Here is a 15,896-nt window from a genome sequence, read left to right as displayed (position 1 = left end):
TCAGTACTCCGGGGTGCGCCAGGAGCTGCGGACCAACTCGCGCTCGGCGAGCGTGAGGTGGAGCGAGGCGGCGAGCCAGCTCTCGGCGTACGCGTCGCCCGCGTCGTCCGTCAGCCGGCCGAACACGTCGCGGCCGCGACGGTCCGCCGCCTCGGCCAGGGCGGTGCCCAGGGCCGCCGCCCGCGGGAAGCCGGAGCGGGTGAGCGCCGCCGCGTCCGCCGCGCCTCCGCCGGTCCGGGCCGACTCGGCGACCGCCCGGCGACCGCCGGCCACGCCCAGCTCGACCAGGCGCCGCAGCCGCCAGAGCGGTGCGTCCGTCAGCGGGTCCGGTCCGGTGGCGACCGGCCCGGCCGGCTCGGCGTCGGCCGGGAAGTGACTGCCCACCAGCCGGTCGTAGCCGAGGTCCGCCCGGCCGTTCCAGGCGGCGGGCAGGCGCAGCGTCAGGCCCGGGTCCGCGCCCGGCACCGGAGCCGCCGCCAGCACCCGCAGGGTGGCCACCCGGTCGGGATCGACCCGGCCGAGCACCCGGACCAAGGTGCCGGGGTGGCTGGCCAGTTGGCGCAGGTTCTCGGTGTGGGAGAGCTCCGGGTGGCCGTGCGCGGCGGCCAGCCGCAGGACCGGTCCGTAGGCGTGGTACACGGTGCTGCCCGGTTCGCCGGTCGGGTCGCTCGGCGAGCTCGGCTCGGTCGGGTCGGGAGTCTCCGGGATTCCGGCGGGCCCCTCCCCGGGTGCGGCGAGAGCGCCGAGCTTGCCCGAACTCCCTTCGGCGCCAAGGGTGGTGGCCGTTTGTGCGCCGCCGGGGCCGTCCGGATCCCCGCCCGGAGCCGGGGTGACGGCGCGGGCCAGTACCGCGTCACCGGCGGCACCGAGCAGCACCACGTCGCAGCCGATCGGGGTCCGCTGGCGGGCGTCGTCGGCCGGGTCGGCCAACGGGCCGTCGCCGAGACGGTCGGCGGCGGCGTCGGGGAGCGGGCGGGTGAAGAGCGAGGCCAACGGGCCTGCGGTCCACGGGAGTCCGGGGACGGCGTTGGCCCTGACGCCCTTGCCGGAGCCGAGCCGGCCGTCCGCCGAGACGGTGGCGCCGGAGATCAGCAGACCGCCGTGCGAGAGCCCGCGGTGGTCCATCGCGGCGGCGCCGATCGCCACCGGGGCGGTCGCCGCACCCCGGGCCCGGCCCGGCCCGCCCGGGCGGACGTCAGCCACCGAGTACCAGGCGCCGTCCTGGTCCACCAGGTGGGTGACCACGCCGCCGTAGCCGGTGGCGGTCAGCACCGGTTCGCGGAACACCCCGTGCACCCGCAGTGCACCGCCCGCCTGGTAGGCCCGCCGGGCGGTGCCGATTAGCGCGGCATCGCCCCGGCCCGCGCGGACCAGCGCCGTGGTGAGCAGGAGTTCGCGCAGCGCGGCGGCCAGGTCGGCCAGCGGCCGGCTGCCGGTACGGGCCCGTGCGCTGCGCAGGCCGCGCACCACCCGCAGTGCCGCCGCCTCCGCCCGGAGCAGCCCGGCCAGCCGGGCGGTGTGGGCGGCGCGCAGGAGTTCGGCCTGCGGCACCGCACCGGCGGACGGCAGTCCGGCGGCGAGCACTGCCGAGGCGGCTGCCCACAGGGCGTCGGCCGCCGCGATCTGGGCGGGGGTGGCGAGCACGGGGGCCTCGGGCTCGGTGGATGCGGCCCCGTCGGTTGCGGCTGCCCCGGGGGTCCCCGCGTGCTCCGGCCGATCGGCGGTGACCGGCGCGACAGTTGACGCGACATCAGCACCGGCACCGGCCCCGCCATCAGCGCCGGCGCCGGCCCCGGCATCAGCGCCGGCACCGGCCCCGGGAACGGGTTCGGCGGCCGGGTCGGCCAGCGGGCAGAGCTGGAGCAGCGCGGCCCGGTGCAGGCAGCGCGGTGCCAGCAGGCACCCGCAGGCGGCCTGGTCGTCGGTCCGGAGCACTCCGTCCGGCCCCGGGGTCAGGGTGACCAGGGCGTCCTCGCCGCAGCGGACGGTGACCCCGCCGCCCTCGGCCGGCTCCACCGGGAGTGCCGCGTACTGCGCCACCGTGGCGTCGAGCTTCTTCGCCAGCCGGGAGGTCAGCGCCCCGACGGCGGCGGCCGTCAACTTCGGTGCGGCGGGCGGAAGGACGGTGGTGTCGGCAGCGGTCATCGGTGCTCCCCGCGGAGACGGTCGCCGACCCAGCGGGCCAGGGCGAGGGGACTGAGGGCGGCCACCGGCATCCCGGCGGCGACGAGCTGCCGCGCGATCGGCACCGAGTAGCGCGGGGCGCCGGTGTCGTCCAGCGCCGCGCAGCCCATCAGGTGGACGCCGGAGGAGGCCAGCGCGCGGACCTCGGCCAGCAGCCCGCCGACCGATCCGCCCTCCTCGAAGTCGCTCACCACGACCACCAGGGTGCGGCTGGGCACCGTCACCAGGGAGCGGGCGTGGGCCAGCGCCTTGGCGATGTGGGTGCCGCCGCCGACCCGGACCTCCAGCAGCAGGGAGAGCGGATCGTCCACCCGTTCGGTGAGGTCGGCGATCTCGGTGGAGAAGGCCAGGAAGTGGGTGGAGAGGGTCGGCACCCCGCCGAGCACGGCGGCGGTCAGGGCGGACCAGATGACGGAGGCCTCCATCGAGCCGGAGACGTCCACCACCAGCACCAGCCGCCAGTCGGCCTCCTTGCGGGCCCGGGTGGAGAAGACCGGCCGCTCGGGCAGGACCACGGTGCGGCCGTCGGCGAGGCGCTGGGTGTGCGCCAGATTGGCCCGCAGGGTGCGCGGCAGGTCGAGCTTCCCGCCCGGCCGGTGGGTCGGGCGCGGACTGGCCAGCCCGTGCAGGGCCGGACGCAGCCGGGTGGCCAACTCCTTGGCCAGCTCCTCCACCAGACGGCGCACCAGCGGACGCAGCGCGGCCAGCCGGGCCTCCGGCAGACCGCCGGCCAGGTTGAGCACCGAGCTGAGCAGCTCGACCGACGGGCGCACCGAGGCCGGGTCCAGCTCGGCCAGCACGTCCAGCCGTCCGGCGTCGGCCGCCTGGCCGAGCACCTCCTCGCGGACCTCGGCGCCGAACAGCGCCGCCAGCTCCTCCGACCACTCGCGGGCGGTCGGGAAGGAGGCATCGCTCCCGCCGCCGTCACCGGTCGGCAGATCGGCGGAGCCCTCGCCCCGGCCCGCGCCGTAGAGCTCGTCCAGGGCGTTGGCGTAGCGGCGGGCGCCGTCGGGGAGCTTCTCCGGCTCGCGGCCGAGCAGCAGCCGCCAGCGGTCGGCGGGGGCCAGCAGGGCCTTCTGGTCGGCGTGCGGACGGTCCGTCAGCCCGGTGTCCGCCGTGGCCGCTCCGGGGTCGGCCGGCTCGGAACCCGGCCGGTCGGCCTGTCCGGTCGGGCTGCCGAGGCCGAGCGTGCCGAGGCCGGGGCTGCTCAGGCCGAGGGTGGCCAGGGCGGTCGTGGCGGCGGTGTCGGCGGCCGTCCACAGGGCGAGCAGCCCGGGTGCCGCCGCCAGCGAGAGGTCGGGCTTCTCGCCGAGGCGTTCGGTGACCTCGCCCAGCAGCCGGCCACGGGCGGCCGGGCTGAGTGCGTCGAAGCCGGCCCGCAGGGCGGGCAGGCGGTCCAGGAAGCCCTGGTCGGGGAGGAGGTCGACCCGGTCGAGCAGCGGGACGAGGGCGGAGGGGGCGTACTGGAGCAGCGGACCGCCCGCGGTGAGCAGCCCCGCCAGGTGCCGGGCGAGCCGACGCCGGGCCTCGGGGTGGGTGGCGGTGTCGATCCAGCCGGCGGTGCGGGTGCCGATCAGCTCCGGGGCGTCCAGGTCGAGCAGCACCCGGGCGGCCAGTGCCGCACCCTGGATCAACGGCGAGCCGGTGGAGGCCAGTTCGGCCAGCGCGCCGTCCAGTCGCAGGCCGAGCCGGTGCTCGGCGGCCCGGGTGGCCAGCGCGGTGAGCGCGGCCGCGTCCGCGAGCTCCTCGCTGCCGGCCAGGCCGGGCAGGCCGCGCACGGCGGCGTCGAGGAGGGTCTCGGCCAGGGTGGCCGACTCGGCGCGGCTCTCGTCGGTGGTGCCGGGCAGGTGGCCCCGCCGCAGCGCCTCCAACAGGTCGAGCGCGGCCAGGAGTTCGGGCAGCGAGGCGGCGGCGGGCAGGGCCTCGGCCGCCTCGCCGAGCCGCTCCGCGACCAGCGCGGGCAGGTCGCAGACGGCCGCCGCGCGCAGCCCGTCCAGTAGCTGGGCGCAGCTCGGCCCGCCGTCGGCGGCCTGCTGCCGGGCCCGCTCGCGCAGGGTGCCGGCGGCGGCCTGCTCGACTGTCACCCCGCGCACGCCGGCCAGGTCCAGCCGGGCCGGGACGCCGGGCGTCCAGGCGGCCCGCCAGCGGGTGGTCAGGGCGCTGCCGTCGCCGGTGCCGGAGACCTCGACGGCGTCGGCGTAGCCGGCCCCGCAGACCTCCAGGCGCTGGAGCAGGGTCTCGCGGCGGCGGTCGAGGGAGGACCGCAGCGGGTCGAGGCGGAGCTCGCGGGAGTCCGGGTCGTCCGGGTGCGGCAGGCGTAGCTCGGCGAGCTCGGCCTCCACGGCGGGGCCGAGGCCCGAGCGCGGCGTCCCGGGGGCCGTCCGGCCCCGGTCGGTGCCGACCATCACGGTCTCCAGAGCGCGGGCCAAGGCCCGCCCCCGGCCGAGCAGTTCACCCTGGCCGAGGGCCGTGTTGACGGCCTCCAGCAGCTCGCCCCGGCCGGGCGCGGGCAGTCCGCGCAGCCGGGCCAGGTCACCGGCCAGCCGCAGCGTCTCGGCAGCCTCGCCGGTCCCGGCCGGGTGGCCGGCGGCACGCAGCTCACGGCAGACCTCGGTGATGGTCCGGGCAGCGGCCTGCCGCACCTGCTCGGGATCGCCGCCGGCCGTGAGCACGGCCTGCTGCCAGCGCGGGTCCCGGATGCCGGCGGGGTAGCCGGAGCGGGCGTCCAGCAGACCGAAGGTGTACGGCACCAGCGAGGTGGTCACCTCCGGGGTGCCCGCCGGGTCGGAGGGGGCGGCCGGCGGGGTGGTCCGGGACTGCCCGGAAGGCTTGCCGGGAGTGCCGGAGGCGGCCTCGCGGGCCGGGTCGCCGGCGGCGGGGCGGCCGGTGACGGCGGCCGGGCTCGACAGCCCGTCACCTTCGGCGCCGACCGCCGTGCTGCGCACGGACGCAGAGGTCAGCGCGGCCGCGTGGAAGGAGCCGACCAGGACGGCGACCCGTCGGTCGCCCTCGGCGGCCCGCGCGATCACCGCGCGCATGTGCGCCTCGCGGGCCAGGTCCACGGCGGGGACACCGCCGCGCTCGGCGGCGTCCTGGCGCAGTGCCCAGCCGACGGCCAGGGCGGCCCGGCGGACCGCCTCGGGGGTGCTGCCCGGGGCCCGGACCTCCACGGTGCGGTCCCACAGGTCGTCACCGGCCCGCCCGGTGTTCCCGGCGGCCAGGCCGTCGGCCCAGGACGGGCCGGGGCGGTCGCCCGCACCTTCGGAGGGGCCGGTGGCCGACCAGCCGGGATCGCCCAACGGCAGGTCGCAGCATCGGACTTCGACGCCCTCCCGGAGCGCCCAGCGGATCGCGGCCAGCTCGGGGGAGAAGTCCGCGAACGGGTAGAACCCGAGCCGGCCGTCCGCTCCGGCCCCGGCCAGCGCCACGGGGGCGACGGTGCCGGGGTCGGCCAGGTGCGGCAGCCAGCGGTCGAAGTCGGCGGGCAGCTCGACGCAGAGCACCTTCGGTGCGGCAGCCGTCAGCAGCTCGGGTACGACGGCGGCCAGCGCGGGGCTGTGGTGCCGCACGCCGATCAGGAACGGCCCGTCCGGGTCGGTGAGTTCGGCCATCGCGGCTCGCGGGTCGGCTGCTCCGGTCAGCGCGGGTGGGGTGTCGGTGGTGTCACTCGGATGGGCTGTTCCGGCGGGTGCGGCCACGCTGTCGCGCAGGGTGGCTCCGGTGTGGTCGGTGGTGCTGCGCAAGGCGGCTGTGCCGAGTCGCTCGGGGAACGGCCGCTCAGGGTCGGTGAGTTGGGCTGTTGAGGCGCGTGGTCCGGGTGCCTCGGTCGGCGCGGGTGGGGTGGCGGGGGTGTCGTTCGGCCGGGCCGTCGCGGCGGGTGCGGCGGGGTTGCCCGGCGAGGCCGGGGCGGCCGGGCCGGGGCGCGGCGGCGTGAGGCCGCGGGGGGCGGGGGTGCGGTGCGGGGAGGTCACAGGGGGTGCTCCGTGCAGAGGGCCCGGCCCGGCGGAGGGGTGCGGCTCCGCCGGACCCGGGGTGCCGGTCCCCGGCGTCGGGGGCCGGGAGGTGGGAGGGGTCGTCACCGGAGGTTCTCCCGGAGGTCCCAGAGCCGGCGCCAGAGGGCGGAGCCGTCCTCGGCGCGGCGGCGGACCGGGCCGTCCCAGTAGCCGAGGAGCCGGGCGTGGTCGGCGGGGTCGTCCTTGCGGACGGCGCCGAGCAGGTGACCGGGCATCAGGTCGAGCGCGTCGGCCGAGGTGCCCGGGAGGTAGGCGCGGGCCAGGCCGAGGGAGGAGGCGACCTGGACGGCCTCGGCGGTCGACATCACGGTGCCGGGCCGCTCCACGTCCCAACCCTCCGCCGAGCGGCCGGAGCGCAGGTCGCGGAAGACGGTGACCAGGGCGTCCAGCACGGCGTCGTCCACGCCGAACGCGGCCCCGGCCCGCTCCACGGCGGAGCCCGCGCGCTCGCGCACCAGCGCGGTCTCCGCCGCCGCGTCCGCGATCGGCTCCACCGTCTCGAAGTTGAACCGGCGCTTGAGCGCGGCGGACATCTCCGAGACGCCCCGGTCCCGGAGGTTGGCGGTGGCGATCACGGTGAAGCCGGGCACGGCGGGCACCGTGGCGTCGGGGGTGCCGGACAGCTCGGGGACGGAGACCCGGCGGTCGGAGAGGATCGAGACCAGCGCGTCCTGCACCTCCGGCAGGCAGCGCGTCACCTCCTCGATCCGGGCCACCTTCCCGCTGCGCATCGCGGTGAGCACCGGCGAGGCGACCAGCGCCTGCGGGGTCGGGCCCTGGGCCAGCAGCAGCGCGTAGTTCCAGCCGTAGCGGAAGGCGTCCTCGGTGGTGCCGGCGGTGCCCTGGACGGTCAGCTCGCTGGTGCCGCTGACGGCCGCCGAGAGCAGCTCGGAGAGCATCGACTTGGCGGTGCCGGGCTCGCCGACCAGCAGCAGGCCGCGCTCACCGGCCAGGGTCACCACGCAGCGCTCGACCAGCGCCCGCTCGCCGACGAACTTGCGGCTGACGGTGAGTGAGGCGGGCAGCCCGGTGCCCTTGCGGCGGGCGGGGGTGAGGGTCAGCGCGCCGTCGCTGCCGCAGACGAAGGTGACCACGGCGGACGGGGTGAGCGCCCAGCCGGGCGGGCGGGGGCCGTGGTCGTGGGCGGCCAGGAAGGCCAGCTCGGCGGCGTACTTCTCCTCGGCGGGCAGGACCTGCCGGGCGGGCTGCCCGGCCGGGTCGGTGGCCGGGTCGGTGACGGTGACGGTGGTCATCAGGAGTTCCTCAGGAGGTGGGGGCCGGGGTGCGGCGGGGGCCGCACCCCGGCCGGGGGGGTGTGACGGGGGGTCAGCGGCGCCGGCCGGCGCGCTTCACCTTGAGCTGCTCGAAGCGCGGCAGGTCGCCGTCCTGGATGCGCTGCCAGGCCCGGCGGTACAGCTCGGCCGGCGGTGCGGTCGGCACCAGGGCGCCGAGCGGCACGTCCTCGGCGGCGAGCTCGCCGAGCAGCGCGAGCTTCCAGGTCTCCAGCGGCACGTACGGCGAGCGCCGCTCGGTCCAGCCGCCGGGCAGGAAGAGCGAGCGCCCCGCCCTGGTCCGGGTGGCCGTCACCACCAGCTCGGTGGCGGCCAGTTCGGCCCGGGCGGCCTTCAGCCGGGCCGGGCGCCAGCCGGTCCAGCGGGCGGTGTTCTTGTCCGTCGGGTCCGGCATGGCGAGCAGCATCAGGTAGAGCACGGCGGCGTCCGCGCCCAGCCCGTGCGCGGCCGACACCTCACCCACCAGGTCGGGCACCGAACGGGACGGGTCCTGCGGCCACCAGGTGCCGTCCGCCCCCGCCTCGCCGGCCGCCGGGGCGCCCGGGTCGGCCAGCAGGGCGGCGAAGTCGGCGGAGGCCGCCAGCCGCAGTGCCACCTCGGCGGCGAACGGCTGCCCGTCTCCGCGCAGCACCGCCAGGTACGGGTCCTGCCCGGAAGCGTCCAGCAGCGCGGTGCGGATGCCCGGTGCGGGCTGGTTGTCGTGGGTGGCCATGATGACCGCGCCGTAGCGCTCGTGGGTGTCGGTCACCTCGGTCGGGGCACCGGCCGCCTTCTTGAAGTCGGGCAGGCTGACGTACCGTCCGAGGTCCAGCAGCAGGCCCGGGTGGGCCAGCCGGGCCCGGACGGCGGCCAGGGCAGCCGGCAGGCCGGCCCGCAGCGGGTCACCGGCGGGCAGCCGGTGGGCCAGCCAGGCGGCGGTGGACACCGCGCCGGTCAGCACGTTGGCGTTGAAGCCGGTCTCGCCCGCCTCGGCCGGCACGCAGCGGTCGCCGCGCACCGTCCACTCCAGGTCCCGGTTCAACTCCGGCGCGGCGTCCGGCTCCAGGACGGCGACCAGCGCCTGGCCGGCCACCCAGGAGGTGCGCAGGCCCTTGACCGCCTCGGCCAGCAGTGCCTCCGGCACGGCCAGCCGGCGGCCCACGGCCCCGATCCAGACCGCCGCCACGGCCTCGACGTCCGGGCCGTCCGCCCAGAGCCCGGCCGGGTCGGCCGGCAGCAGCGAGCGGACCAGGTGCTGGCGGGTCTCGGTCGCCAGCGCGCGCAGCTCGTCCCGGGCGACGGCGGCCTCGGCCACCTTCAGCCCGAGCGCGGTCCGCAGCTCGGAGGGGAGGAAGTTCCGCTCGCTGGAGTCCACCTGCGGCAGACCGGCCGTCACCAGGGCGGCCAGCGTGGGCGTGACGCCGGTCAACGCGGCGAACCGCTCGGCCGCCTCCGGCCGCCACTCCACCGGACCGCGCTCGGCCGCCAGGGCCAGCACGGCCGCCGCCGTGCCGTCCGGGCTGCCGCTGCCGACCTCGCCGATGGTGTGCACGGTGTACGGCGCGGGCACCTCGAAGCGCTGCGCCGGGTCGTGGAACAGCACCTGGGAGGAGGTCGAGCCGTCCGCCAGCTGCTTGCTGTCGGCGAACAGCAGGAAGGCCCCGTCGCCGAGCGCCAGCAGCGTGTCGTCGGTGCCGCGCCGGTGCGTGCCGTCGGAGGCGAGCAGGTGACGGCCCGCCAGTTGCAGCACCGCCCTGCGCCAGGTCGGCGCCGAGCCGTGCAGGCCGAGCTCGACCAGCCGCCCGGCGAACCAGGCGGCGGCCGTCCGCTGCTCCTCCTCCGGCGCGGTGGCGGCCCGTAGCGCGGCCACCTCGGCCAGCGCGGGCAGCCGCGTCCAGGAGACCGCCTCGTAGGGGATCTCCGGGCAGTCCACGTGCAGGGTGCCGGCCGGGCGGGCGGCCGACTCCGGGCGGGCCGCCTCGGTCAGCACGGCGAGCTGGGCGGCCACGTGGTGGGTGGTCTGGTAGCCCCACCAGCGGGCCAGCAGACCGGTGCCGCTGAGTGCGGCCGAGAGCTCGGTGTCGGCCGGGCCGGTCGGGGCGGAGGGCTTCGGGCCGCCCGCCAGCTCCTCGGTCAGCCGCTCGCTCACCTTGTCCAGCACGCTCTGCTGGCCGGCCGCGTAGCGGACGATCCCGGCGATCCCGGCCCGCAGCGCGGGGTCGGTCACCTCGGGCAGCAGGTGGGTGAGGGTGTAGATCAGGTAGGTCGGACGCTCGCGGTCCTCCGCCAGGGCCGCCTTGAGCAGCGTCCCGGCGGTGGCGGCGTCCATCCGGCGCAGCGCGAGCGAGCCCGCCTCGTCGCGCGGGCGCAGCCGGTGCCAGTACCGCATCGGCGGCAGCAGCGGGGTGCCCGCGGCGAACTCGCCCGGCTCGTCGTCGGTGCGCAGCTCGGCGAGCAGCCCGCCGTCCTCGGTGTACAGCTTGGCCCGGTAGCCCTCGCGCACCACGGCCGTCGGCCCCTCGGCGCCGGGGAAGTGCACCAGCGCGCTGGGCGCCCGCAGCTCGGACGGCAGGAGGACCTGACGGCCCGCCACGTCCTCGCCCCGGAAGCGGCCGTCCGGCAGCCTGACGGACCGCCAGCCGACCAGACCGCCGACCGGCGCGGAGGACGGGCCGTCCACCGCGTCCGGGGCCGGCAGCAGCCAGCCGGACAGCCAGCGGGTGCCGGCCGGGTCGTGCTTGGTGGCGTCGGCCAGGAAGGCGGGGAGCGACTCCCGGCCGACGGCGCCGCTCGCCGGGTCGTACTCCCGCCAGGTGTGCGCGTGGCCGCCCGTCGGGTCGGCCCACACCCAGTACGAGGTGCCGTCCGAGATGATCGAGCGGTCGCCCGGCAGCGCGGTGTCCCCGGCCTTCACCACGCCCTTGCCGGTGGTGAAGCCACCGCCGGCCACCGGCAGGCCGAAGCTGCGCAGCGAGCCCAGCCAGGTGGTCCGCATGCCCCGGGTCTCGGTGTGCTCGCCGAAGGTGAAGACGTGGTCGGCGGCGGTGTGCCAGTAGCCCACCGCGTTGCGGTTCTGCGCCCGCGACTCCCACTGCACCAGCAGCGAGCCGTCGGTGTAGAGGTAGCCCCGGTCCCGGTCGCTGGAGTCCCCGGCCGGGATCCGCAGGTCGTGGGTGAGCACCGCCCCGTCGGCACCGAGCACCCGGGCCTGGGACGGGCCGGCCGCGATCAGGTAGGGCCAGCCGTCCGCGACGATGATCTCGTCCACGTCCTTGCGGGGCACCAGCTCCGAGGTGGCCGCGTCCCAGGCGCCCCAGCCGAGTTCGTCCATGATGCCGGCCCGAAGCGCCTTGGCCAGGGTCTCCCCGAGGTCGAAGGAGGCCGCCGCGCGGACCTCCTCCTCGGCCAGCGCCAGCACCCCGCCCGGCAGCCAGCGCAGCCGGGACAGCGCCTCCGGCAGACCGGGCAGGCCGGAGGCGGCCGAATCCCGGGCCACCTTCGCCATCCAGGCGGTCAGCAGCGGACGGCCACCGGGGGAGTCGGTCAGCACCTCGAGGGCGGTCAGGCCGTCGGAGTCGCCGGAGATCCGGTTCAGCCCCTGCCGGAAGGCCGGGTGGAAGCGCTCGTCCGCGCCGACCGCCAGCAGGTCGCGGCGGCCGTCCTGGTGCTGCGCCCACTCCTCCAGGGCGAGCGCGTGGTTCTCCTTCGGCTCCTCCAAGGGGAGCTCCAGGGCGAGGAGTTGGTCGACCAGGTCGACGTCGGAGAGCATCAGCGGCAGCACCTCCTCGGTGCCCGCCAGCTCGGCCCGCAGCCGGTCGGCCATCCGGTCCACCAGCGGGTACAGCGGCGCGATCCGGGAGACCCGGCGCCAGCCCCGGTCCCGCCAGGCGGTGAACCGGCGGAACCAGCCGACGCTGCCGTCGGCCGGGCGCTGCGCCTCGGGCAGCCCGGCGTCGGCCAGACCGGCGTCCGCGCCCGACTCGGCCAGGATCTCCAGCCACAGGCCCGGGAGTTCGCGGTCGTCGCCGGTCGGCATCAGGTTCAGCAGCCGGCCGCGCACCGCCTCGTCCCGCTTGCCCAGGGCGATCAACGCGCTGCGGTGCCCCTTCCACCAGCCGCCCGCCGCCCGCAGGGTGGCCGGCAGCTCCAGCAGCTCCGCGAGGTACTCGCCCTCGGCGGTGTCCGGGTCGAGGCCGGCCGCCTTGGCGAGCCGGCGCAGGTCGGTGGCCATCTGGGCGGAGGGCTGCAGCCCGCCCGCCGTGCGGCGCACGCAGAGCTCGCGGAAGCGCTCGAACGCCTCGGCGGCCGGCACCCGGGCGGCCAGCTCCTTGCCGTACGAGGTCAGCACCTTGACGGGCAGTGCGCCGGCCAGGGCGAACTCCAGGAAGACCGCGTCGAGGCGCTCCTCGTCGAGCTCCAGGCCGTGCTGCGCCTCGGCCCGGCGGGCCTTGGTGAAGAGCTGCGCGGCGTAGGTGGCGTTCTCCACGCCCAGGAAGACCCGGCCGGCCTGCTCCAGGAAGGTGGGCAGGAAGTGCGGCACGGCGGCGGCCAGCCGGGTGGCCAGCTCCGCGTAGGCGTCCAGCGCGGCCTTGGGCTTGGACTTCGCCTGCCGGGCGATCTTCTCCAACTCGGGCATCACGCCGAGCGCGTGGTGCCCGTCGGCCGGGTGGTGGGCGAGCACCCACTCCGGGAAGCCGAGCGCCTGGCGCAGCCCGAGGCCGACCTCGGCGGGCTCGCCCTGCGGCGCCAGGCCGAGGTAGCCGGCCGCCAGGTCCTCGGCGGAGCCCAGCTCGGCCGCGACCAGCCGGACCACGATCCGCTCGTCCACCGCCGGGTGGGTGTAGGTGCGTGCGGTCAGCGGCACCGCGCGGCGCCCGGCGCCCTCGGTGCCGGGCGGCAGCACCGCACCGGCCAGCAGCAGCTCCTCGGCCTGAGCCTCCGTCAGCACCGTGCCTTCGCCCACTGCCCCGCCGTCCTTCGTGCTGGTCCCGGTCATGCGTCCTCACCCTCCTGCTGCTCCACGGAGCGCCCGGCGTAGAGCGCCGCGGCCATCCGCATCCCCTCCGACCAGGCCACCGCGCCGACCTCGCGCAGCGGCAGCGAGCGGCCGTCCGGGCCGTGCCAGCCGAGCCCGCCGGTCTCCGAGTCGCCGTCCCAGTAGGGCTCGCCGATCCAGACGTTGGCCTCGACGGTGCGCAGGCCGTCCCGGATCCGGGTGGAGGCGTAGCCGCCGGTCACCTTGTAGCCGAGTGCGGTGGCCCGGGCCGCCAGGCCGAACCGGGAGGGGTACCGGCCGCCGGAGAACTCGTCGACGCTGGTCGCGTTCTCGGCGAACTCGGCCGGGCGCTCCCAGGTGGCGCGGTGGATCTGCTCCACGCCCTGGACGACGTCCAGCTCGGCGGCGAACTCCCGCAGGTCCGCCAGGTCCGGCAGCAGCACCGGGTGCGGGAAGGTGACCGTGGCGGGCGAGATCCGGACGGTCTCGCCGTCCAGGTCCACCAGGCGCAGCTCACCCTCGGGGGTGACGTCGCGGAGCAGGCCGACCTCGGTCTCGTCGGCGCCGACCACCACCAGGTCGCGCAGCGCGGCCTGCCAGGCGGAGTCCGGCCAGACCCGGGCCAGCAGCCCGGTCGGCACGGGCAGCGAGGAGACCATCCAGGCGTCCACCTGCGCCACGCAGGAGGCCGCGTGCCGGTCCAGCCACTCGGCGAAGCGGCGCAGCTTCTCCGTCTCCGGATGCTCCCGGACCGCCTTCGGCAGCGACTTCAACTGCCGCCCCGCCGCCCGTCCGCCCGTCGAACGCGCCGTCACCTTGCCTTCCACCAGGGATATCTCGTACCCCTCGCCGGCCGCCAGCCAGCCCATGCGCACCCCTCCTCGATCTCGTGCCACGTACGTGTCAAGTCGTCGAAAACCACCGCAGAGACGGAGGTTGTCGGACACTCCGTTCGGTGTTGCGGCAAAGCTAGCGGCTCGGACGGACAGTGCGCGCCCCAGGGGGCCGGTCGTGGGCGCCGCACCGGGTGCCGGGCCGGGTGTCGGCGGGGAACGGGAAATACCGGGTGGTGGAGAATGCGCGGGAATCCGGGAAATGCGCCCGGTGATCGTCCGTGTCGGCGGGAGGAATTCCGCCGTGCCTGGTGGAAGGGTGTGCGAGGGGGCGGTGAGCGGTGGGTGCCGGGTGGATCGGACGGCCCCGGAATTCGGCCGGTCCCCCCCGGTTCGACGGGGTGCGGAATGTCCGGGGAGCCGGCCGGGCCGACGGCTGACGGTCCGTCAGGGGTGGGTGGCGGCGGGACGGGTCGGGGCAAAGGGACGGTAAAGCCCAAGTGGTCTGGACCTATTGACGAGTTGGTACGGACCTTTCTAAGGTCGGCGCAGCAGCCGGGCCGGTGGCGCGGCTGCTCGGACTCCCCACCTCTCGTCCGTACCCCCCACGTCGAGGAGCCCCGTTGAGCGCTCGAACCACCATGCCCAGGAGCAGGTTCAGGACGGCAGCCGCCGGCCTGACCGCGCTGGTGCTTCCGCTGGCCGCAGTCGTCGGCCTGTCCACCCCCGCCCAGGCGGCCACCTCGGCCACGGCCACCTTCGCGAAGGGCTCCGACTGGGGCAGCGGCTTCGGCGGCTCGTGGACCATCAAGAACACCGGCACCACCACGCTGACCTCCTGGACCGTCGAGTGGGACTTCCCGGCCGGCACCAGCGTCGGCTCCGCCTGGGACGCCACCGTCACCAACAGCGGCACCCGCTGGACCGCCAAGGACAAGGGCTGGAACGGCACCCTGGCCCCCGGCGCGACCGTGACCTTCGGCTTCAACGGCGTCGGCCCCGGCACCGCCAGCGGCTGCAAGCTGAACGGCGGCTCCTGCGACGGCACCGACAACCCGGGCACCAACAAGGCGCCCACGGCGCCGGGCACCCCGACCGGCTCCGAGATCACCGAGACCTCGCTCAAGGTCTCCTGGGGCGCCGCCACCGACGACGTCGCGGTCAAGAACTACGACGTCCTGCGGGACGGCGTGAAGATCGCCACCGTCACCGGACTCTCCTACGCCGACAGCGGCCTGACGGCCGGTACGACGTACACCTACACCGTGGTGGCCCGCGACAACGCCGACCTGACCGGCCCGGCCAGCGCGCCCGGCCCGATCAAGACCGGCGGCACGGTGATCGACCCGGGCGACAAGGTCAAGCTCGGCTACTTCACCAACTGGGGCGTCTACGGCCGCAACTACCACGTGAAGAACCTGGTGACCTCCGGCTCGGCCGCGAAGATCACCCACATCAACTACGCCTTCGGCAACGTCCAGGGCGGCAAGTGCACCATCGGCGACGCCTACGCCGACTACGACCGCGCCTACACCGCCGAGCTCTCGGTGGACGGCAAGGCCGACACCTGGGACCAGCCGCTGCGCGGCAACTTCAACCAGCTGCGCAAGCTCAAGCAGCAGTACCCCCACATCAAGGTGATCTGGTCCTTCGGCGGCTGGACCTGGTCCGGCGGCTTCGGCCAGGCGATGCAGAACCCGGCCGCCTTCGCCAAGTCCTGCCACGACCTGGTCGAGGACCCGCGCTGGGCCGACGTCTTCGACGGCATCGACCTGGACTGGGAGTACCCGAACGCCTGCGGCCTGACCTGTGACACCAGCGGCGCCGACTCGTTCAAGAAGATGATGCAGGCGATGCGCGCCGAGTTCGGCAACGACCTCGTCACCGCGGCCGTCACCGCCGACGCCTCCACCGGCGGCAACATCGACAAGGCGGACTACGCCGGCGGCGCCCAGTACATGAACTGGTTCAACGTCATGACGTACGACTTCTTCGGTGCCTGGAACGCCAAGGGCCCGACCGCCCCGCACTCGCCGCTCACCTCGTACGACGGCATCCCGAAGGCGGGCTTCAACTCCGCCGAGGCGATCGCCAAGTTCAAGTCGATCGGCGTCCCGGCCGACAAGCTGCTGCTCGGCATCGGCTTCTACGGCCGCGGCTGGACCGGCGTCACCCAGTCCGCCCCGGGCGGCACCGCCACCGGTGCGGCGGCCGGCACCTACGAGACCGGCATCGAGGACTACAAGGTCCTGAAGAACACCTGCCCCGCCACGGGCACGGTGGCCGGCACCGCCTACGCCCACTGCGGCACCAACTGGTGGAGCTACGACACCCCCGCCACCATCAACTCCAAGATGGCCTGGACCAAGGCGCAGGGCCTGAAGGGCGCCTTCTTCTGGGAGTTCAGCGGTGACACCACCAACGGCGAGCTGGTCGGCGCGATCAACACCGGCCTGAAGTAACCCCCCTCGCTCGTACCTGACGGCCCGTCGGTCCCCGTGACCGGCGGGCCGTCGGCATGTCCAGGGCGATCGAATCCGGTGCGGGAGAACGGGTTCCGGTCGTGCTTCGGGGCCGGTGACACCCCCTGGGCGGGTGC

The 15,896-nt window shown here is 76.2% G+C and carries 6 protein-coding genes; 1 reads left to right on the top strand and 5 read right to left on the bottom strand.

Features of this window, described 5'->3' with window-relative positions:
• From ACIRBX_RS00900 to ACIRBX_RS00880, 5 genes are all read right to left on the bottom strand, one after another.
• Positions 1–2,145: a hypothetical protein gene (locus ACIRBX_RS00900; RefSeq protein WP_402292936.1), complete on the bottom strand. Its 2,145-nt coding sequence runs from the start codon at positions 2,143–2,145 to the stop codon at positions 1–3.
• Positions 2,142–5,825 (bottom strand): DUF5682 family protein, encoded by a 3,684-nt coding sequence (locus ACIRBX_RS00895; protein ID WP_402293871.1) that lies wholly within the window; start codon positions 5,823–5,825, stop codon positions 2,142–2,144. Before ACIRBX_RS00895 ends, ACIRBX_RS00900 begins: the two co-directional genes overlap by 4 nt.
• Positions 5,826–6,259: 434 nt before the next feature.
• On the bottom strand, positions 6,260–7,450 hold the full coding sequence (locus tag ACIRBX_RS00890; protein ID WP_402292935.1) for an AAA family ATPase: 1,191 nt from the start codon (positions 7,448–7,450) through the stop codon (positions 6,260–6,262).
• Between the two features lie 73 nt (positions 7,451–7,523).
• Entirely contained in the window at positions 7,524–12,464 is a 4,941-nt protein-coding gene (locus ACIRBX_RS00885) for a DNA-binding protein (protein ID WP_402292934.1), read from the bottom strand.
• A complete protein-coding gene (locus ACIRBX_RS00880; RefSeq protein ID WP_402292933.1) occupies positions 12,461–13,333 on the bottom strand; it encodes a DUF4132 domain-containing protein in 873 nt (290 codons plus the stop codon). The genes ACIRBX_RS00885 and ACIRBX_RS00880 overlap by 4 nt, the downstream gene beginning before the upstream one ends.
• Before the next feature lie 605 nt (positions 13,334–13,938).
• Here ACIRBX_RS00880 and ACIRBX_RS00875 point away from each other — a divergent pair.
• Entirely contained in the window at positions 13,939–15,759 is a 1,821-nt protein-coding gene (locus tag ACIRBX_RS00875) for a glycosyl hydrolase family 18 protein (RefSeq protein WP_402293870.1), read from the top strand.
• Positions 15,760–15,896 lie beyond the last annotated feature (137 nt).

This window comes from Kitasatospora sp. NPDC096147 (genome assembly GCF_044763225.1).
In the GTDB taxonomy this organism is placed as follows: domain Bacteria; phylum Actinomycetota; class Actinomycetes; order Streptomycetales; family Streptomycetaceae; genus Kitasatospora.
This window is presented reverse-complemented; position numbering and strand designations above follow the sequence as displayed.

Bases quoted from the DNA above. Each gene is read 5' to 3' on its own strand.
- ACIRBX_RS00900 (WP_402292936.1), bottom strand. From the start codon at position 2,145: ATGACCGCTGCCGACACCACCGTCCTTCCGCCCGCCGCACCGAAGTTG.
- ACIRBX_RS00890 (WP_402292935.1), bottom strand. From the start codon at position 7,450: ATGACCACCGTCACCGTCACCGACCCGGCCACCGACCCGGCCGGGCAG.
- ACIRBX_RS00875 (WP_402293870.1), top strand. From the start codon at position 13,939: ATGCCCAGGAGCAGGTTCAGGACGGCAGCCGCCGGCCTGACCGCGCTG.
- ACIRBX_RS00880 (WP_402292933.1), bottom strand. From the start codon at position 13,333: ATGGGCTGGCTGGCGGCCGGCGAGGGGTACGAGATATCCCTGGTGGAA.
- ACIRBX_RS00885 (WP_402292934.1), bottom strand. From the start codon at position 12,464: ATGACCGGGACCAGCACGAAGGACGGCGGGGCAGTGGGCGAAGGCACG.